Origin of the sequence: Phocaeicola coprocola DSM 17136, assembly GCF_000154845.1 — a bacterium.
Lineage (GTDB): Bacteria > Bacteroidota > Bacteroidia > Bacteroidales > Bacteroidaceae > Phocaeicola > Phocaeicola coprocola.
In genome coordinates, this window is sequence record NZ_DS981460.1 from 137,965 (window position 1) to 157,732 (window position 19,768).

At 40.5% G+C, this 19,768-nt stretch carries 11 protein-coding genes and 4 pseudogenes; 10 read left to right on the forward strand and 5 right to left on the reverse strand.

Annotation, left to right across the window (positions count from 1 at the left end):
- The first annotated feature begins 189 nt into the window (after window positions 1-189).
- The 3 genes and pseudogenes from BACCOP_RS06415 to tnpC all read left to right on the forward strand — a co-directional run bounded on the left by BACCOP_RS06415 (window position 190) and on the right by tnpC (window position 3,129).
- On the forward strand, window positions 190-738 hold the full coding sequence (locus BACCOP_RS06415; protein ID WP_235776948.1) for an ATP-binding protein: 549 nt from the start codon (window positions 190-192) through the stop codon (window positions 736-738).
- Between the two features lie 177 nt (window positions 739-915).
- On the forward strand, window positions 916-1,260 hold the full coding sequence (tnpB, locus tag BACCOP_RS06420; RefSeq protein WP_007567398.1) for an IS66 family insertion sequence element accessory protein TnpB: 345 nt from the start codon (window positions 916-918) through the stop codon (window positions 1,258-1,260).
- Between the two features lie 88 nt (window positions 1,261-1,348).
- Window positions 1,349-3,129 (forward strand): annotated as a pseudogene (gene tnpC / locus BACCOP_RS06425) (IS66 family transposase).
- Window positions 3,130-3,605: 476 nt separating this feature from the next.
- Here tnpC and BACCOP_RS21385 read toward each other — a convergent pair.
- Window positions 3,606-4,820 (reverse strand): annotated as a pseudogene (locus BACCOP_RS21385) (transposase).
- A 235-nt stretch (window positions 4,821-5,055) separates the two neighbouring features.
- Between BACCOP_RS21385 and BACCOP_RS06435 the strand changes: the two are divergent.
- Window positions 5,056-7,344, forward strand: coding sequence for a GH92 family glycosyl hydrolase (locus BACCOP_RS06435; RefSeq protein WP_007567411.1), 2,289 nt, complete (start codon window positions 5,056-5,058; stop codon window positions 7,342-7,344).
- Between the two features lie 8 nt (window positions 7,345-7,352).
- On the opposite strand, the gene BACCOP_RS06440 is transcribed toward BACCOP_RS06435, so the two are convergent.
- Window positions 7,353-8,213 (reverse strand): transposase, encoded by an 861-nt coding sequence (locus BACCOP_RS06440; protein ID WP_040311868.1) that lies wholly within the window; start codon window positions 8,211-8,213, stop codon window positions 7,353-7,355.
- 205 nt (window positions 8,214-8,418) lie between these two features.
- Here BACCOP_RS06440 and BACCOP_RS06445 point away from each other — a divergent pair.
- Window positions 8,419-10,986: pseudogene (locus tag BACCOP_RS06445) on the forward strand (glycoside hydrolase family 3 C-terminal domain-containing protein).
- Window positions 10,987-11,062: 76 nt separating this feature from the next.
- On the opposite strand, the gene cysS reads toward BACCOP_RS06445, so the two are convergent.
- The gene (gene cysS / locus BACCOP_RS06450; RefSeq protein ID WP_007567421.1) at window positions 11,063-12,541 is read right to left on the reverse strand and encodes a cysteine--tRNA ligase; all 1,479 of its coding nucleotides are present in this window, start codon (window positions 12,539-12,541) and stop codon (window positions 11,063-11,065) included.
- 269 nt (window positions 12,542-12,810) lie between these two features.
- Between cysS and mnmA the strand changes: the two genes are divergently transcribed.
- Complete coding sequence (mnmA, locus tag BACCOP_RS06455) at window positions 12,811-13,941, forward strand: tRNA 2-thiouridine(34) synthase MnmA (RefSeq protein WP_260401376.1); 1,131 nt, start codon at window positions 12,811-12,813, stop codon at window positions 13,939-13,941.
- An 8-nt stretch (window positions 13,942-13,949) separates the two neighbouring features.
- Here the strand turns inward: mnmA and BACCOP_RS21290 are convergent, their stop codons facing one another.
- Window positions 13,950-14,081, reverse strand: a complete 132-nt coding sequence (locus BACCOP_RS21290; RefSeq protein WP_260401375.1) for a hypothetical protein — start codon at window positions 14,079-14,081, stop codon at window positions 13,950-13,952.
- Between the two features lie 122 nt (window positions 14,082-14,203).
- On the opposite strand from BACCOP_RS21290, the gene BACCOP_RS06465 reads away from it, so the two are divergent.
- The 3 genes and pseudogenes from BACCOP_RS06465 (at window position 14,204) to BACCOP_RS21030 (ending at window position 15,961) form a co-directional block, all read left to right on the forward strand.
- Window positions 14,204-15,106 (forward strand): serine O-acetyltransferase, encoded by a 903-nt coding sequence (locus tag BACCOP_RS06465; protein ID WP_007567427.1) that lies wholly within the window; start codon window positions 14,204-14,206, stop codon window positions 15,104-15,106.
- Window positions 15,107-15,148: 42 nt separating this feature from the next.
- Window positions 15,149-15,598 (forward strand): annotated as a pseudogene (locus BACCOP_RS21025) (copper resistance protein NlpE); the annotation flags it as partial.
- Between the two features lie 12 nt (window positions 15,599-15,610).
- Window positions 15,611-15,961, forward strand: a complete 351-nt coding sequence (locus BACCOP_RS21030) for a copper resistance protein NlpE N-terminal domain-containing protein (RefSeq protein WP_227994775.1) — start codon at window positions 15,611-15,613, stop codon at window positions 15,959-15,961.
- Window positions 15,962-16,052: 91 nt separating this feature from the next.
- On the opposite strand, the gene BACCOP_RS06475 is transcribed toward BACCOP_RS21030, so the two are convergent.
- Window positions 16,053-18,086 (reverse strand): glycoside hydrolase family 65 protein, encoded by a 2,034-nt coding sequence (locus tag BACCOP_RS06475; protein WP_007567431.1) that lies wholly within the window; start codon window positions 18,084-18,086, stop codon window positions 16,053-16,055.
- Window positions 18,087-18,341: 255 nt separating this feature from the next.
- On the opposite strand from BACCOP_RS06475, the gene BACCOP_RS06480 reads away from it, so the two are divergent.
- Window positions 18,342-19,748 (forward strand): THUMP domain-containing class I SAM-dependent RNA methyltransferase, encoded by a 1,407-nt coding sequence (locus BACCOP_RS06480; protein WP_007567433.1) that lies wholly within the window; start codon window positions 18,342-18,344, stop codon window positions 19,746-19,748.
- The last annotated feature ends 20 nt before the right edge of the window (window positions 19,749-19,768 follow it).

The following is a 19,768-nucleotide window of genomic DNA, read 5'->3' on the forward strand; positions in this document are numbered from 1 at the left end:
TGACATAAACCACCACCAATAAATGATTATGAGCACGAACAGAAGACCTGCACGAGCTGAGCTCGGGAATGCAGCTGCTGAGCTCTCTGGAAGAAACACATCAGTTGGACAAGCTTACCTGCGTGAAGGCATGCAGATCATGCTCAGTACGAACGTGACACGAGAGGGAACAACCGCATCCAGCGTCTTATAAAGAATGCCGGCTTCCGTCTGAGAGCCTCGATGGAAGAACTTGAAACGGACACGGCAAGGGGCATACAGACCTGCTCTGCAGCCGACCTTGCAACCGGAAATTACATCACGGGCGGAATGACGGTCATCATTACCGGACCGGCAGGAACCGGGAAGTCCTACTTTGCCTGTGCCCTGGGTGACAGGGCATGCAGGAACGGCCGGAAGGTACTGTACTTCACGATGAACATGCTCATCGAGAACCTGAAGCTTGCACATCTGGAAGGACGGGAAACAAACTTCTTCCGGAAGCTGAACGCACATGACCTGCTGATTATCGATGACTTTGGGATGGTCAAGCTGGACGGCCAGATACAGCATGACTTTGAACAGATCATAGATGACCGGTACAACCGGAAGGCACTCATCCTGGCCAGCCAGCTTCCCGTTGCAGACTGGTATGATGTGTTCCAAAGCGAGCTCATTGCGGAAGCCTGTCTGGACAGAATCGTGCATAAGGCAATAAAATTTGACCTTAAAGGAGAGAGCCTAAGAAAGAAGTATTAACTTTGCCAACAACACTGAATACTAACTGGGGACTGAACGGATATCACCGGAAATGCTGAACGGGTATCCGCCGGAATATGCAGGTAAAACTGCAATTGACATCAGGTGCCACATTGTTCCTAAGAAATACCACAGTTCTTGATTTGAGTCTGTTGCTTAATAAAATGATAGGATGATATGCTTGGACTTAGCGCTAACCTGAACTATTACCTGTTCAACGGTAATGTGGATTTGCGGAAAGGAATCTTCCGCCTGTGTGAGAGTATAAGGGAAGAGATGTCACTTGACCCGAGCGATGCATCCAATGTATATATGTTCATGTCCAGGAACCGAAAAGTTGTGAAAATACTTCATTATGAACGCGGATTTTATGTGCTTTACGAGAAACGTCCTGTCATGGGGAGATTCAAGAAACCTGTGTTTGATGAAGTCTCCAAATGCTACCGGATACAATGGTCGGACATGGCCTATCTTACGGAAAGTATAGTAGTTGACAAGATGTACGTCAGTCCGAAAGATTAATATTAATACATTGATTATCAATAAAAATAATATAAGAATAAACGATAAAAAGTTTGCGTAACTGCCTGATTTTTCGTACCTTTATATCATGATTGATGAAAGGGCATACGAGTTACTTTGCTGCCAACTGGGTCTGGCGAATGAGGAAAAGGCGGGGCTTCGCAAACAAGTAAACGAACTGATTGCGAGGCTTAAGGCTATTGAAGAATCAAACAAAGAGAACTCCAAGGCTCTGGTTGATACAATCAATGACCTCAAAGAATCCCTCGAAAAGCAATCGAGTACGGTTGAACATTACAGGAAAGAGATGGAACTTATGAGAAAGCAGCTTGAGGCAAAAGACGAGGTGAACATGATGCTGGCAAATGAGATATCCAATCTCAGGCTTCAGCTTGAGGGCAGCAGGAAACACCGTTTCGGCCGTACCTCAGAGCAAAGAAGGCTGCTGAACAACCGTAACATCGACAAGTCTGCAATGGAGAAGTCCGAGTACGACGGTTCTGGCAAGAAAGGTGATGATGATAATAAGACCGATGGTAACGGTACCGGCAGCAATACCTCTTCCGGTAACGTACCTGCACAGAACTGCAGGCCTTCAAGGAAAAAGGAAACTGCTCCCCGTGCAGCAAAGACCAGGCTGAAGGTGGATAAGGTAATTGTTCATGAAATAGAAGACTATTACCAACTCCCGGATGGTGCAAGGCTTATGAAGCGTAACGGAATGGCTGATGTGTGGGAATACAGGTTTATAGAACATGTGCGTGCTCATAACGTGGAGCATGTGTACAAGGTGGCAAGGGTAAAGCTTGCAGACGGCACTTTCACTAACACGATGGAGCATCCCTTGAAAAACCTTGGAGGAATCTTTTCCCCTGATTTGCTTGCCCGTCTGCTTTGTCTGAAATATGACTTCAGTATGCCTGAGAACAGACAGATAAGACTGCTTGCAAGAGAAGGCATCCACATAAGCAACACCACGCTGAACGGCTATATCCATAACGGAATCTCCAGACTTAGGGAGTTTATGGAAGATGTCTTCAAGGAGTTTGTACAACAGGCAAAATACCTTATGGTTGACGAGACGACCGAGCTTGTCGGAGTTGAAACACCGGAAGGCAAGGCTTACAGGAGAAAGTATTTATGGGCTTTTTTTGCAAAGCATGTCAAGTTGGTTTACTATCATTACAATAACGGCAGCAGAGCCTCTGATGTAGCAAAGACCTTCCTTGAACATTTTATGGGATCTGTATCTACAGACGGATATACGGTTTACAGGATGTTCGACGGAGAAGACTCAAAGGTGCTTCATATAGGATGCTGGACACACTGCAGGAGGCTGTGGGTCGATGCCTTGCCATCAGACAGAACTGCGATGGATATAATAGACCCTATCGGTGATATGTTCAGAAATGAAGACTTGTTCCGCACAATGAAACTCAGCGGTGAGCAGATTAAGGAAAAAAGACTTAAGCTTACGAGACCTATTCTTGAACGTATCCATCATAAGGTGGTCATGATGATGCAGGATACCAAACTCATGGCAAACGAACTGATGAGAAAGGCTGTGAACTATACGATAAACCAGTGGAAATCCCTGAAAAATATCCTCAAGGACGGTTCTGCGGAAATATCGAACAACCTCTGTGAGCAAAGGATGAAACCTGTAAAGCTGCTGCTCAGAACTGTATGAACATAGGCAGTGAGGATGCAGCAGGAAACTCGGCATTCATCTTTTCTCTGATAGAAAGCTGCAAGCTTAATGATATAGCCCCTCAGGATTACCTGAAGCACTTGTTTGAATGTATTCTTCATGGTAAGGACTGCGACAAGAAAGTCCTTCTGCCATGTTTTTATAAATCGGAATGTTAAAACTAAACTATTTTCTTGCGGACATTTTTATTTTATCGGCTGAAAAACAGCCGATAAAATTGTCGTGGCGGAAAATAGAATGGTTACCGAATATTAAATACACCTCCCGAATTTTCTTATGAAGAATTTGTTCGTTAATTTGACAATCTCTCTCTTTAATAAAAAACCGAGGTCGTTTCGAAGTTGAAACGACCTCGGTTTTTTATTAGAGGATACATACCTTTTGTTAAACTTTTAAAATTTCACATTTTTATTACTATTACAATTGCTATTAAGACAAAATTAAGAGTGAATTAATAGGATAAACCTATATTTGTGCTAAAAATCAATATAATTGTTAAACCTTTAATATTCAATCACTATGACAAATTCAACTTAATTATTTCTGAATTTTCTTTGTTTAATCAGATTCTAATAATGAATAAAACTAATTCCACTAATATTATGATCAATAGTTCGTTAAAAATTCGCCAAGCCTAAGCGGCTCTGGCAGTAAATAAAATGAGTTCTTTGAAAAGTTTGTCAATAACTTGCGGGTCTGGGCTAATCCCAAACACGCAAATAAATCGTTCAAGCATATAAGCATTGTGTATGAAAGACTTGCAGGAGGATATGGAATAGGTTATTCCGAGCCTCTTACATGCCGCTTTGGCCAAGTTGACAGCAGCAAGCGATGCATTGAAGTGAAAATCCAATTTCCTGAAGTCGGTAGACTGGCAGCTGGTGATTCCTGCATGCTGCTTGCCATCTCTAAAGAAATTCCAACTGGAACCTGGTTCTGTAATAATCCAGCACCTCGCGTCCATCCATGGAATCGTCTGTAGAGAAATAAAGTTGCCACTTGTCTGTTCTTCCGTCCATCGGATACCAGACGGCTAAGGAAACATACCTTTTGAAAGCTTTAGCATAAACCCTCAATCCGTATAGCTTTCCTTTGTTCACCTCGTATTCCTTGCACCGGGTCAAATCCAGATTGGCAAAGTCAATCCTGCCGTCAAACCACTTGGGATGACCACGTTTTCCTGTTTTCTTTTCCAATGTCGGATAGTACAGGACAACATCATTCCTAAAGCGGCTGATAACATGGAAACTGTTCTCACACATAGGCGTTACGAAAGTTTCCTTGGAAAAGAATGCGTCTGCAACCACCGTTTTGGATATGCTTTGCAGCTTGTCTTTTCTGCTGATAAGATAGCAGCTGTACCAGTCAACAAGGTTCTTGTCCATATTATCCAAGGTCTTACAATCCGGTGTCTGAATGGAACCTAAAGTCATGCATTCATGGTTGTCGATGTCAATGATACCGATGCCCATGATTTCCAATCCTCGCTTGTACTCTCCTGCACAACCGGACCAGAAGTAACCTATCCAAGGTGTCTTCTTGCCTGATTTGGGAATATGGAAGGGTCGATGGCAATGGCTTTTCTTTTGCCTGTGAGATGCTTGCTGATGATAGATCCGTTGAACGCAAACCAGTCGAAAGTTTCATGCTCAAAAAGGTTACGATAAGTCTGTTCTGAGAAACAGCCATATCTGCCCAATTGAAGGAAATTTATACGATCCGGGATGGCCATGAATAATTTCATGGTGTCCATGAATGCTTTTTCAAAAGGTTTGTGTATATTCGCTACTGATTTGAGAGCCGACAGGCACTCGGATTGGTATTGCATAAGGAGTGTTTCTTTAGTCATAATCAGAAGAGTTCAGAGACTTCTAATTTACTAAGAAATAACGAATCATGCAATACTTTCATCCTTTATTATCAGCATGTTAGCTCTCCTTTTTCAGCACATTTCTTCATGCTTAACCATTCGTTTTTGACAACATTTCAATGACCTCTTTAGTGTTTCCGAACCAGCTTTTGCCGGTTCTATTGTTTAACTTTTAATTTTTCGGTAAAAATTTACCGAAGTATTGTAAAAAACTATGAAATTATATTACTCTATTATTATAAGCATAACTTTCATGCTTCTCTCTTGTAAATCGAATCCTGATATTAATAAACAGCTAGAACCAGTTGATTATGTAAATCCATATATGGGTAACATAAGTCACCTATTAGTTCCAACATTTCCAACAATTCACCTTCCTAATAGTATGCTGCGAATATATCCGGAAAGAAGTGACTATACAGACCAGCAATTACATGGATTACCCCTAGCTGTAACAAGCCATCGTGGTTGCTCGGCTTTTAACTTAAGCCCTCATCAAGACAACAATCTATCTCCTGTCATCAACTATAGCTATGATCATGAAATTATAAAACCATATTATTATGAGGTTTTACTTGATGAAGAGCAAATAAATATAAAATATGCCCCTTCACATCAATCTGCCATTTACCAAATTGAATATCAACAGGCAGACCGTCCTGCATACATAATGATTAACTCCCGAAATGGAGGAATAAAAATTGATAATGGTACAGTAAGTGGATACCAACAACTAGAAAATAACACGCGCATATACCTATATATGAAACCTGACATCACTCCTCTACAAGAAGGAATTTTAGAGAATAAGCAGATAAATTCCTTTATAAAAGAGGCCAAGGGAAATGATGCATGTGCCGTACTCCACTTCCCTAAAGGAACTAAGACCGTTAATTTATATTATGGTATTTCTTTTATAAGTGTAGAACAGGCCCGTAAAAATATGGAGCGTGAACTAACAGAAGCAGATCTGAATACAATATTAAAAAAAGGACGGGAGATCTGGAACAAAGCATTGAGAACAATTCAAGTTGAAGATAACAATGAAGAAAACAAAAGAGTCCTATATACCTCATTTTATCGTGTATTCGAACGTCCTGTTTGCATCAGTGAAGATGGACGTTATTTTAGTGCATTTGATGGTAAAATTCATGAAGATAAAGGTAAACCATTCTATACGGACGATTGGATCTGGGATACTTACAGGGCTGCACATCCACTACGATTGTTAATTGACGAAAAAACTGAAACTAATATAATTGATTCATATTTACGTATGGCTGAACAAATGGGAAATATGTGGATGCCCACCTTCCCTGAAATCACAGGTGATTCCCGCCGTATGAATTCCAACCATGCTGTTGCAACAATTGCAGATGCTGCAACTAAAGGTCTGAATTTTAATCTAGAAAAAGCTTATGAAGCATGTCGTAAAGGCATAGAAGAAAAAACTTTAGCTCCATGGTCTGATGCTAAAGCCGGTTGGATTGATGAATTTTATAAAATTAATGGATACATACCAGCTTTACAAGAAGGAGAACAAGAAATAGATAAAAATGTACATCCATTCGAAAAACGTCAAGCCATAGCAGTTACGTTAGGAACAGCTTACGACCAATGGTGTTTATCTCAAATTGCTCGTATTTTAGGTAAAAATAAAGAAGCTGACTATTACTCAAAATGTGCTTACAATTACCGTAACGTATATAATAGCCAGACAGGCTTTTTCCATCCCAAAGATCAAAAGGGGAAATGGATAACCCCATTTGATTATCGTTATTCTGGAGGGCAAGGAGCACGCAATTACTATGGAGAGAACAATGGATGGATATATCGCTGGGATGTACCTCATAATATTGAAGATTTAATTTCTTTAATGGGAGGAAAAGAAAAATTTATTTCCAACCTAGATCAGATGTTCCTTGAACCATTAGGAAAAAGCAAATTTGAGTTTTATGCACAATTACCAGATCATACAGGAAATGTAGGGCAGTTTTCAATGGCTAATGAACCTAGTTTACATATTCCATATTTATATAATTACGCCGGACAGCCTTGGAAAACTCAAAAACTTATTCGCACATTATTAAAAACTTGGTTCCGTAATGACTTGATGGGAATACCAGGAGATGAAGATGGAGGAGGCATGTCAGCATTTGTTGTTTTTTCTTCATTGGGATTCTATCCTGTAACTCCAGGGTTTCCCGCTTATAATATAGGAAGCCCTCTGTTTTCCAAGACAAAAGTAAAGCTTAGTAATGGAAAGATATTTGAAATTGAGGCGCAAGGAGTATCGGAAGAGAATAAGTATATCCAATCTGCTAATCTGAATGGTCAAAAATGGAACAAGCCTTGGTTCAGTCATGATGATATAAAGAACGGTGGCAAACTAATTTTAGTAATGGGAAATAAGCCGAATAAAACATGGGGTAATACCCCTGATGCAGTTCCTCCTTCAACTGATAAATTATATAATAATGCCAATCAGCAGTTGGCTTTCTGATTCAAACATTAAAAATTAACAAATGTAAGTAGAGCAATAGCCAACTTTCCAAAGGTATGTACCAACAGCCCTTTGGTAGCTCTTACTTTAGATGCTCTTTGAATTTCTGTTTTTTCATTCAGCCAGTTGAAAAAGGATTCGATAGGTTGTCTGACTTTAGAAACGGCTTGCGAGAAAAGGTCTCTTGCAGCTTTCTCCCTCTGTTTGAGAACTTCCGGTTCCCCTTTAATCTCTTTATGCGAAGTAAGCACTTTAACCGGATTACTCTCATTAAAGAAAGAGAAATCGCTGTAAGTCTTGTCCGCAAGCACCGTCCTTCCGGATAGGTATGGCACGCATTCGCTTTTGAATACGGTCAGGTCGTTGTCCGAAGCCGGTGTCAGAGTTATCATTTCCGGAAAAGGAAAGGTTCCCTCCCTACGCTGTCCTACCATATGCAGTTTCATGCCATAGTAGTACATGTTCTTAGTGGAGCAATACCCTTTTGATGTTATCTCCGTAGCTACTTTCCCCTCTCGGTTTTTCCCTTTACAGGTCACTATCGGCATAGAATCGACAATGGATATAATGGAGTCGCAATCCTTGGGCTTGAATGATTGTATCATGGTTTCCACCAGCACCTTAAATGTTTCTGAAAGCATATTTAGGCGTCCGCAAAACGTTTGATAAGACGGCAATTTTGGAAACCATGATGACAGATACTCCTTAGCGAAGGTATGTATCTCCTTGATGTTGAAGTATCTCTGGCAGTACCCGCAGAACAGATAGATGGTAAGAACCTCCTCATCCGTAAACTCAGGATTGGAATTGTTACTGAATCTCTGGCAGTGGAAACGCAGAGAAGACTTATGGACATCACAGATATACATATACAAACCTATTAGTATTAACTTTTTCTCCTTGGGAATCATAATTAGAAAAATGAGTGGTTTTATTCTTCTAATTTACTGATTTTCAAGGAGATTGTAAAATAAAACAATGAGATAATTGACTGAATTACAAACTTTTAAATCAAGAATCAGAAGATGTTTTCAACTGCTGATTCGCATTAATAATTAATATTCCCAAAGTGCCATGAACAGAATTAAGAAAATTAATTTTGCCGGACTGTTGCTGATAATAGCCTACGTAATTCCGATGCAGGCTCAGGAATTGTATAAAAACGAAGATGCACCTCTTCACGAACGAATCATGGATTTATTATCCCGACTTACAGTGGAAGAAAAGGTAAGCCTATTGCGCGCCACCTCTCCAGGTATTTCTAGGCTAGATATACCCAAATATTATCACGGAAATGAAGCTTTGCACGGAGTAGTCCGTCCTGGGCGTTTCACTGTGTTTCCTCAAGCTATTGGTTTAGCTGCTACTTGGAATCCAGAATTACAATATCAAGTAGCTACTGTTATTTCAGATGAAGCACGTGCACGCTGGAATGAACTGGACCAAGGTAAATTACAGAAAGGCCAATTTAGTGATTTACTAACTTTCTGGTCTCCAACAGTCAATATGGCTCGTGATCCCCGTTGGGGGCGTACCCCAGAAACATATGGTGAAGATCCTTACTTGAGTGGTACGATGGGAACTGCTTTTGTTCGCGGATTACAGGGAGATGACGCCCGTTATCTAAAAGTCGTGTCCACACCTAAACACTTTGCAGCCAATAATGAGGAGCACAATCGTTTTGAATGCAATCCGCAAATTTCAGAGAAGCAATTAAGGGAATATTACCTACCGGCCTTTGAGGCTTGCATAAAGGACGGAAAAGCTGCTTCCATCATGTCTGCTTATAATGCCATAAACAATGTTCCTTGTACGTTGAATTCGTGGCTGTTAACCAAAGTTTTGCGACATGATTGGGGATTTCAGGGATATGTGGTATCCGATTGCGGAGGTCCCTCCTTGTTGGTTAACGCACATAAATACGTGAAAACGAAAGAAGCGGCAGCTACGTTGTCTATCAAAGCAGGTCTTGATTTGGAATGTGGTGATGATGTTTATTATGAACCGTTGTTAAATGCTTACAAACAATATATGGTAAGTGATGCCGATATTGACTCGACCGCCTATCATGTTTTAAAAGCACGAATGCGGTTAGGCCTTTTTGACAATGGTAAAAACAATCCTTATACTAAGATATCTCCGTCTATAATCGGTTCAAAATTGCATCAAAGAGTGGCACTTGAAGCAGCCCGTCAATGTATAGTATTACTTAAAAATCATAATTGGGTACTGCCACTTGATACAAAAAAATTAAAGTCAATTGCCGTAGTTGGAATCAATGCTGGAAACTGTGAGTTTGGTGATTACAGTGGTTCGCCAGTGATAGCCCCTATTTCTATTTTGCAAGGCATAAAAGAACGGGTAGGCAAAGATATTAAAGTTGTATATGCCCCATGGAGGTCCGCTGTAGATGGCATGGAGCTTATCCAAGGAATTAGTTTCCCAGATGGGCTGAAAGCTGAGTATTTTGATAATATCCAATTGAAAGGTATCCCCAAAGTAAGGAAAGAAGAGTGGATTAACTTCGAACCTGGAAACCAAGCACCGGATCCGTTTCTTTTCAAATCACCTTGATCAGTTCGCTGGACAGGTAAGCTACGTCCTACAGTTACCGGACAATATGTACTCAGCTTCACTTCGGACGATGGTTGCCGTCTGAGCATTGATGATAAAGTGCAGATAGATGCATGGCAAGGACATTCAGTACGTACAGATACAGTTTCCGTATATTTGCAAGCAGGAAAGGATTATCATTTGAAGGCCGAATATTATGACAATCGTGATTATGCCGTGGCAAAGTTACAGTGGAGTGTTCCTAAAGTAGGTAAAACAAGCCGATTAGATCTGTATGGCGAAGCCGGGAAAGCTGTACGTGAGTGTGAGACAGTGATTGCGGTATTGGGAATCAATAAATCGATAGAGCGTGAAGGACAAGACAGAAGTGACATCTTGCTTCCGGAAGATCAACAGGAGTTCCTGCAAGAAATATATAAGGTAAATCCTAATGTCATTGTAGTACTTATTGCTGGTAGTTCATTGGCAGTCAATTGGATGGATGAACATATACCAGCTATTGTTAACGCTTGGTATCCTGGTGAAAGTGGAGGTAAGGCTGTGGCAGAAGTACTTTTTGGGGATTATAATCCAGGAGGACGCTTGCCATTGACTTACTATAAAAGTTTAAAAGATTTACCTGATTTTAATGATTATGATATTACCAAAGGACGTACATATCAATATTTTAAGGGAGATGTGCTTTATCCTTTCGGATATGGTTTAAGTTACACAACATTTAAATATTCAAATTTACAAATAAGTGACGGCCTGAATGAAATTTTAGTTTCTTTTCAACTGAAAAATACAGGTAAATATGCAGGTGATGAAGTAGCACAGATTTACGTACAGCTTCCCTCTCGCAATGAAATAATGCCTATAAAAGAGCTAAAAGGATTCCGACGCATAACTTTAAAAAAAGGAGAGGAACAGGAAATAACAATTAAATTGCGTAAAGACCTACTGCGCTATTGGGATGAAACTCAAGGTAAGTTCCTGCATCCTTCGGGTACCTATACGATTATGGTAGGAGCATCTTCGGCAGATATCCGTCTTCAGCAACCACTAACTATTGACATGAATCAATAATAAAAACACCAACGCGGATTCATGCAGATAAAAGTTGCACAAATCCGCGTTTATTCTATTACTCAAAAATACAGGTTTACTTGTTCAATTTCCAGGTAAATCCGTCTTTTGTATCTTTTACTTCAAAGCCTAATGCAGCCAGTGTATCACGAATCTTGTCGCTGGTAGCCCAATCTTTATTAGCTTTTGCCTGCATACGCTGTTCGAGAAGCATGTCTACCACCTTGCCAAAAGCTTCTTCACGCGCCGCATTGTTTTCAGCCTCAGCTTTCAATCCCAAAATATCGAACACAAAGGTATGGAATACACTCTTCAACTCTTCAAGGTCGTCGGCACTGATAGTTGCTTTCTTATCGATTACAGTATTAATCATACGGATAGCGTCGAACAGATGAGAAATAACAATCGGTGTATTCAAGTCATCGTTCATCGCTTCGTAACATTTCTCACGCAATCCAGCCGGTTCAATGCCCGAAGTAGTCTTCGAAGGAGTAATACGTTCCAAGTTCTTCACACCCTCCATCATACGTTCGAGTCCTTTTTCTGCGGCCTGAAGAGCCTCATTACTGAAATCAACTGTACTACGATAATGTGCCTGAAGAATAAAGAAACGGATTGTCATTGCTGAATAAGCCTGAGTAAGAAGCTTGTTCGAACCAGTGAAGAATTCATCAAGCGTAATAAAGTTACCAAGCGACTTACCCATCTTCTGACCGTTAATGGTAATCATATTATTATGCATCCAGTAACGTACCATATCATGTCCTTGAGAAGCTACACTTTGAGCAATCTCACACTCATGATGCGGGAAAATCAAATCCATGCCTCCTCCGTGAATATCGAAGTTTTCTCCTAAATACTTGCGTCCCATAGCAGTACATTCACAGTGCCATCCCGGGAAGCCATTACTCCACGGTGACGGCCAGCGCATGATATGTTCCGGCTGGGCACATTTCCAGAGGGCGAAATCGGCAGGATTATGTTTTTCCTGCTGTCCGTCAAGTTCACGGGTAGTATTGATAACATCGTCCAGATTACGTCCGGAAAGCTTTCCATAGTGATGGTCTTTGTTATATTTTGCCACATCAAAATAAACAGACCCCTGGCTTTCGTAAGCGTATCCATTCTTCAGAATCCCCTCTACCAACTGAATCTGTTCGATGATATGTCCTGAAGCATGTGGTTCAATGCTTGGAGGAAGTACATTTAAAGCTTCCATAGCCTTATGATAGCGGTTCAGATAATACTGAACAACTTCCATCGGCTCTAACTGTTCCAGACGTGCCTTCTTTGCAATCTTATCTTCACCATCGTCTGCATCATGTTCCAAATGTCCAACATCAGTAATATTACGGACATAACGTACCTTGTAACCCAGATGTGTCAGGTAACGGAAAAGAATATCGAATGTAATAGCCGGACGAGCGTGTCCCAAATGAGCATCACCGTAAACAGTAGGCCCGCACACATACATACCCACATGAGGAGCATGCAACGGAACAAAAAGTTCCTTACGACGGGTAAGCGTATTATAAATAGTCAGCTTATTTTCCATAAATAATCTCTTTTAGTTAAGTCACAAAAGTACGGAAAAAAGAAATAATAAGGAAACAGAGGATATTTTTTTTCACAAACAGGCTTCCTATATGCCTTACCAAATACGGAAAGCTATATATATTCGTCAAAAACTAAGGCAAGAAATTTAGTTAACAAACATAGAAGAGGTGAGCAATTTCTTAAATCATGTTATAAAACATAGTTTTTCGGTCCAAATATTTGCAGATATCCTGAAAGTCCGTACCTTTGCATTGTGTTTTTCATAGTATTAGATTTAAGGTTAACAAAGGTTGGAGTACAGCGGTACTCCTTTTTTTATGCCCATACGTAAAATATATGCAAGAAAACAACAAAGTCCTGTTAGGTATGAGCGGAGGAACAGATAGCTCAGTAGCTGCCCTGCTCCTGCAAGATGCCGGCTACGAAGTAACCGGTGTGACTTTTCGTTTCTATGAAAAAGACAACAATACCGAATACCTGGATGATGCACGCGAATTATGTGAACGTCTGCATATTTCTCATATAACCTATGACGCACGCAATGAGTTCCGCGAACGAATCATTTCCTATTTCATCAATGAATATATGACAGGACGTACTCCTGTTCCCTGTACCCTTTGCAACAATTATCTGAAATGGCCGTTACTGAAGAAACTAGCCGATGAAAAAGGCATCTATCATTTTGCTACTGGACATTATGTACAAAAACGGAATATTGACGGATATTGGCATATCACAACCGGAACAGATGTAGATAAAGACCAGTCATTTTTCTTGTGGGGATTGCCTCAAGACATACTGCAACGTATGCTATTGCCCATGGGAAAACTGACCAAAAATAAGGTACGCGAAATTGCAGCCGAACGTGGTTTCCTGAAAGCTGCTCACAAGCGCGACAGTCTGGGAGTATGCTTTTGCCCTATGGACTACCGCAGTTTTTTAAAAGAGCATGTAAAAAAAGAGCTTATCATGCCCGGTAATTTTTATGATGAATCCGGTAATTGCTTAGGAAAGCACGAAGGCTACCCTTTCTATACCATCGGACAACGCAGGGGGTTAGGAATCTATCTGAATAAAGCATTGTTTGTAAAACAGATTATCCCTCAGACCAACAGTATTATTCTCAGTGACCAGCTCTGCTCACTGGGACAAACAGAAATGTATCTCACCGACTGGCATGTAACGAATCCTTCTGCCTTATTTGAAACAACTGATGAAATCATCGTAAAAATCCGTTATCGCAAGCAGGCCAACCGTTGTACCGTTATCCCTACCCCCGACGGACAACTGCATATCAAACTACACGAGCCATTGACTTCCATCGCAGCCGGACAAGCCGCTGCTTTTTATCGCGATGACGTCGTATTGGGTGGAGGCATTATTTGTTCGTCATTATAACAAGATTATCACTTGACCCTCCTGTTTAACTGATTATTTGCTTTTTCGGGTTTTGATTTTCCTACTCGCTTACCGCTGGATTTCTTTTTCCCCGTCTGCTTTGCTTTCCAAGCAAATGGATTCTTCTTATTGACTACCATATTATCTGTATTTTTTTGCAAAAATACAATTATAATCCATAAATAAAGACGAAAACATACCTTCTCCCTCATTGACTTAATGAAAATGACTAATTTTGTTTTTCAACCAAATACAGAAAGCTATGAGTCTATCCGATTACACACATACACTGACACAAGCTGTAAGCGAACTTTCTGACAAGCATTCGTACGAAGGTTTGTTTCATCAATATAAAGATGGCGATCCGCTTCCATCAGGGAAATCACTGCGCCGAATTGTAGAACTCTCCCGAGAAATTCTTTTCCCTGGCTATTTCGGAAACTCTACCGTCCACCGAAGAACTATCAACTACCACATCGGAGTAAATGTAGAAGAACTTTTTGGCTTGCTGACAGAGCAAATACAAGCTGGATTGTGTTTCGGACTAGAGAATACTCCTTCGGATAATGTAATCAAGAAAATTCCTGACCGAGATACAGCTGCATCCATAGCAGCACGTTTTATCAGCAGACTCCCTGAAATACGACGTATTCTTGCTACCGATGTAGAAGCAGCATATTACGGAGATCCAGCAGCTACCTGTTTTGGAGAAATCATCTGTTGTTATCCTATTATCCGTGCAATTACCAATTATCGCATTGCACACGAACTGTATATGCTGAATGTTCCGCTTATTCCCCGCATCATTACCGAAATGGCTCACTCGGAAACCGGAATTGATATTCATCCCGGAGCACAGATCGGGCATCATTTTACTATCGACCACGGTACTGGTGTAGTAATCGGTGCCACGTGTATCATTGGTAATAATGTAAAGCTCTACCAAGGAGTTACATTGGGAGCCAAGAGTTTCCCACTCGATGAAAACGGAAATCCAATAAAGGGTATTGCCCGCCACCCCATTCTGGAAGATGACGTCATCGTATATTCTAATGCAACTATTTTAGGACGTATCACCATTGGTAAAGGTGCAACAATTGGTGGTAACATTTGGGTAACGGAAAGTGTACCAGCTGGTTCACGCATCGTACAACGCAGGGAATAAATTATATATAAGAACAAAGTTTTAATGATTAATAGAAAAAATATGAAACCAACAATTACAATATGTCTAGCTATATTGCTGACTGCTTGCAATACTCAAAAAAAGCAAGAAACAGATAACAATAGTGACTCTTTAAAGAATATCCCACAAGCAGTAGGAAACGACCGAGATGAGCATGGTTGTCTTGCTTCAGCCGGATATACGTGGAGCGAAGTACAGAAAGATTGTATCCGTCTTTTTGAGAAGGGAATACGAGTCGATGCGGCTGATGGAAGTGAACGATCGGCCTTTATTGTTTTCAGCCCCGATTCGACATTAGCAGAGCTATTCTTTTCTGACGAACAGCCTAAGGAAATCTTGGAAAGACGTACATTACCTACAGGCAAATATGCTTGGAATATCGAAGATGATGATACCAAAAATGTGCGTTTCATTGATGGTATATGGACTATCAGCCAAAGGAATAAACTTATCTATACTCAGAGTAAAGATGAACTAGGTCCAATGCAAACCCTTACTTACGAAGGATTGCTTCCTGCCGCCTCCGGTCCCGGGATATTCTATTCGTTAACCATCAAAAGTAAAAAGCATAGCGGAGACGGAACATTTTCGTTGGCTTTGACTTACAAAGAAGCTGAAAACGGGAAAGATAAGACATTTACTTATGAAGGGAAACGCTTCACTTTACGTGGTATGGCCGGAAATGAAAACGCTACCGTATGGCAACTTATAACAAATGACCAAAAGCAAACCTTTAATTTCCTGGTAGAAAATGACCAAACTCTTACCTTACTAAATGATAAACTGGAAAAAAGTCAGTCGAACCTGAATTATCAACTGAAAAAAGTTAACTGATAAAAAATCCTTCTCACAATGTTAAAGTTACCTCTTCAACTGTGAGAAGGATTTTTTTAGATACTTTAGAAAGTTGTTTTATTACATCATACTACCTTTCTCTTACATAAGTCTTTTTATCAGAACCTACACCTGTAACAGTTACCCGTTTCCAGTGAGAAGGAAGCGCTGACGGAAGCTGGACGATTCCTTCATCCGTAATCTGGAGTCCACAAAAGCCATTCAATACAGCCTGCAATAAACCTCCTGCTCCAGTCATAAAATATGGATTGTTACTTGTGGGAGTTTCCGAAATAACTCCGAAAGGCTTTTTCAGATTGGGCTCATAACAACGACGAAACATCTCGTATGCTTTATCTGCTTCTCCCATACGAGCATACTGTACGCAATAAACAGAGTACGACATAGCCGGTCCATCTTTTTGGTCTATACGCTCGGCATAATATTCCAAATCTTGTCTCTGTCTGTATTCATCAGTTATCACCCCTAGTGGATAAGCTAGCAGATTTGCATCAGCTTGTTTGATCATTTCGCCTTTATAAGTGGAATGCTCACGTGTCACACCATTTTCGAATTGTAATATGCGGATATTTTCTCCAATCTCCCGCCATATTTCCGGAACCTTTTCTCCACAAATCTCAGCAGCCTGACAAGCATACTTAAGCGCAAGTGACGCTGCACCGTTAGTAAACGCATTATCCGTAACACCGTTTGCATATTCATCAGCTCCGGTCACGTTATGAATTGAATATGAACCATCCTGATTGCGAGTAACACGACTTGCCCAAAAGTCTGCAATTTCTTTGAGCAGTGGATAACCTTCACGTTGCAGCCAACGCATATCACGAGTTACACAATAATAATTCCAGCAGGCAATTCCTATGTCGGCTGTAATATGATGTTCAAACGGACCGGTCAATGCATGAGTAGGCGTAGCTTCTTCACCAGAATCATCACTCTCCCACGGGAACATTGCTCCCCGATAACCATATGCCAATGCTTTTTTACGAGCAGCAGGAAGACGGTCAAAGCGATAATCAAGCATTGATCGGGCTATATCCTGATTCAACAGAAGCATAGGGGGATACATCCACAATTCTGTATCCCAAAAGATATGTCCATTATATCCCTGCAACGATAATCCCATAGGAGGGATACTTAAGCGACTACCTCCACGACAAGAAGAATATAAATTAAATAAGGCAAATCTTACGATACGCTGTGCGTCATCATCTCCTTCAATACGTATATCACCTTGCCATAGTTCATCCCAAAGACGATAATGTGCCTGCATCAATGCTTCTTCTCCCTCATGCACTGCATAAATTACCTGCCGCTCTGCTTCATTATAAGGATCAAAAAAATCACGCGATGAACATACGCTTCCCACTAAAGAAAAACAAAATGTTTCTCCCTTTTTTAACTGAATCGAAAAAAACAATTCCCGAGTAGCTTCATCATACATAGGCTTTATCTGTTCGCCATTGAAAAGAAAAGAAGAAGTAGAAGCTACCCGACGATATCCGAACCGAGAAGTTGCATCCGATTCAAGCATGTACATACGATTTCCATCAGCTTCCATTTCACGATGCCGAATTGAAGATTGCGAATAATCGTCTGGAATACCCATTCCTGAACGGACTTCCAACAACATATCCTTACATGCCTGAACAGTCACACGAATTAAACCGGCATAAGGCAAATTGCGTAAAGCACACAACTCATAAGAAACATCTGCTTTTTCTAAAGTCTGGAAACTTGTTTGATGTACAGCACGACGCATATCTATCGTTTGTTGCCAGTCAGAGATATTTGAAGTATCAACTTTTTTATTGTCTATTTTCATAGAAAGACAAAACGGATTAATTCCTCTCATTACTCGACTAACAACATGGGGAGATGCAGCATCGAATACATGATTCAACATAACATGCTCTACAGCAAAAGGTTCTTTTTGAGGAAGAATCCCTATACATCCGTTTGCCATAGGAGCAGGAGCATATGGAGCTTGAATATCAACAGCATGCAGTTGCCATAGTCTTTCTTCTTCAGCTCTTATAGACGTTGCAGACAAGATTATTCCCAGTATAAAACATAGAGCATGTATTCTCATAGTAATTTTCATTCTGAAGTACATTTCTTATTATTTTCAATTCAGGCTTTGGCAAAGATACATTTTTCTTCAAAATAAAAATCAACTTCCTTGAGGGTAAAGCGAGCAGCAGTAATATTTTTCACGAAAGCAAGATATTACATAATAAAAATATCAAAGTTGACTTTCTTTACAACAAAATGTATTTAAACCTTATCAAACAGTTGACTGGCTGACCGAAAATTCATATTTTTGCACAATTAATTGAAATTACGTAATTTAGTTAAAATGAATCAAGAATTCGAGCTTATCGCCAAGACCTTCCAGGGACTGGAAGAAGTGCTGGCACAAGAACTCACCGAGTTGGGAGCCGGAAATATTGAAATCGGACGCCGTATGGTTTCTTTTACCGGTGACAAAGCAATGATGTATCGTGCTAATTTTTGCTTGCGCACGGCTATTCGTATCTTAAAACCAATCAAACATTTTACTGCAAAAACAGCAGACGAAGTGTATGAAGCTGTTAAAAGTATTGCTTGGGAAGACTATTTGGATAATATGAGCAGCTTTGCTGTTGATGCGGTAGTATTCTCCAATGAATTCCGTCATTCGAAGTTTGTTGCTTATAAGGTAAAAGATGCTATTGTCGATTATTTCCGTGAAAAGACAGGCAATCGTCCATCTGTACGTATTAGCAATCCGGATCTGGCTATTAATATCCATGTTGCAGAAGACCGTTGTACACTTTCACTCGACAGTTCGGGTGAATCACTTCATCGCCGTGGCTACCGTCAGGAACAAGTAGAAGCTCCTTTAAACGAGGTATTGGCTGCCGGAATGATTCTGATGACTGGATGGAGAGGCGAATGTGATTTAATAGACCCGATGTGTGGCTCTGGAACAATTCCTATTGAAGCAGCACTTATCGCACGCAATATTGCTCCGGGAGTATTCCGTAAAGAGTTTGGCTTTGAAAAGTGGCGTGACTTCGACCAGGATTTATTCGATTCAATCTATAATGATGATTCTAATGAACGTGAATTTAACCATAAAATTTACGGATATGACAACAATCCGAAAGCCAACGAAATTGCTGTGCACAATGTAAAAGCAGCAGGAGTAAGCAAGGATGTCATTCTAAAAATCCAACCGTTCCAGCAATTTGAACAGCCTAAAGAAAAGAGTATCATTGTGACTAATCCACCTTATGGAGAACGAATATCTTCTGATGATCTGCTAGGCCTATACCAAATGATTGGAGAACGCTTGAAACATGCATTCAGCGGCAATGATGCCTGGATATTAAGCTATCGTGACGAATGTTTCGATCAAATTGGACTAAAGCCATCAGTCAAAGTTCCTTTGTTTAATGGTTCACTGGAATGTCAGTTCCGGAAATATCAGATTTTCGATGGAAAATACAAAACCTTCCGTAGTGAAAACAGTGACAAAGAATTTAAGCCTAAGCGGGAAGGAAACGAAACCCGTCCACGGAAGCGTGCAGAAAAAGTAGAATATAAAGGAGATAAAAAAACAAGTTTCCGAACAGAGCGTAAGGAAAACGATAAGAAAAACTTTTCTCGCGAAAATCGTCCTTCACGTCCTTCTACTGATGACGGACGCCCTAAGCAGGCACCCGCACCTCGTTACATGCACCGTCGTCGTGCAAACGAAGAAAATACAGAAAATGAATAAGTAACGTATATCCACTGAAA

Excerpts from the sequence above, each read along its gene's own strand:
- BACCOP_RS06465 (WP_007567427.1), top strand. The coding sequence starts at position 14,204 with ATGAGTCTATCCGATTACACACATACACTGACACAAGCTGTAAGCGAA.
- cysS (WP_007567421.1), bottom strand. The coding sequence starts at position 12,541 with ATGGAAAATAAGCTGACTATTTATAATACGCTTACCCGTCGTAAGGAA.
- BACCOP_RS06475 (WP_007567431.1), bottom strand. The coding sequence starts at position 18,086 with ATGAAAATTACTATGAGAATACATGCTCTATGTTTTATACTGGGAATA.
- BACCOP_RS06435 (WP_007567411.1), top strand. The coding sequence starts at position 5,056 with ATGAAATTATATTACTCTATTATTATAAGCATAACTTTCATGCTTCTC.
- BACCOP_RS06440 (WP_040311868.1), bottom strand. The coding sequence starts at position 8,213 with ATGTATATCTGTGATGTCCATAAGTCTTCTCTGCGTTTCCACTGCCAG.
- BACCOP_RS06480 (WP_007567433.1), top strand. The coding sequence starts at position 18,342 with ATGAATCAAGAATTCGAGCTTATCGCCAAGACCTTCCAGGGACTGGAA.
- BACCOP_RS21030 (WP_227994775.1), top strand. The coding sequence starts at position 15,611 with ATGCAAACCCTTACTTACGAAGGATTGCTTCCTGCCGCCTCCGGTCCC.
- tnpB (WP_007567398.1), top strand. The coding sequence starts at position 916 with ATGCTTGGACTTAGCGCTAACCTGAACTATTACCTGTTCAACGGTAAT.
- BACCOP_RS21290 (WP_260401375.1), bottom strand. The coding sequence starts at position 14,081 with ATGGTAGTCAATAAGAAGAATCCATTTGCTTGGAAAGCAAAGCAGACG.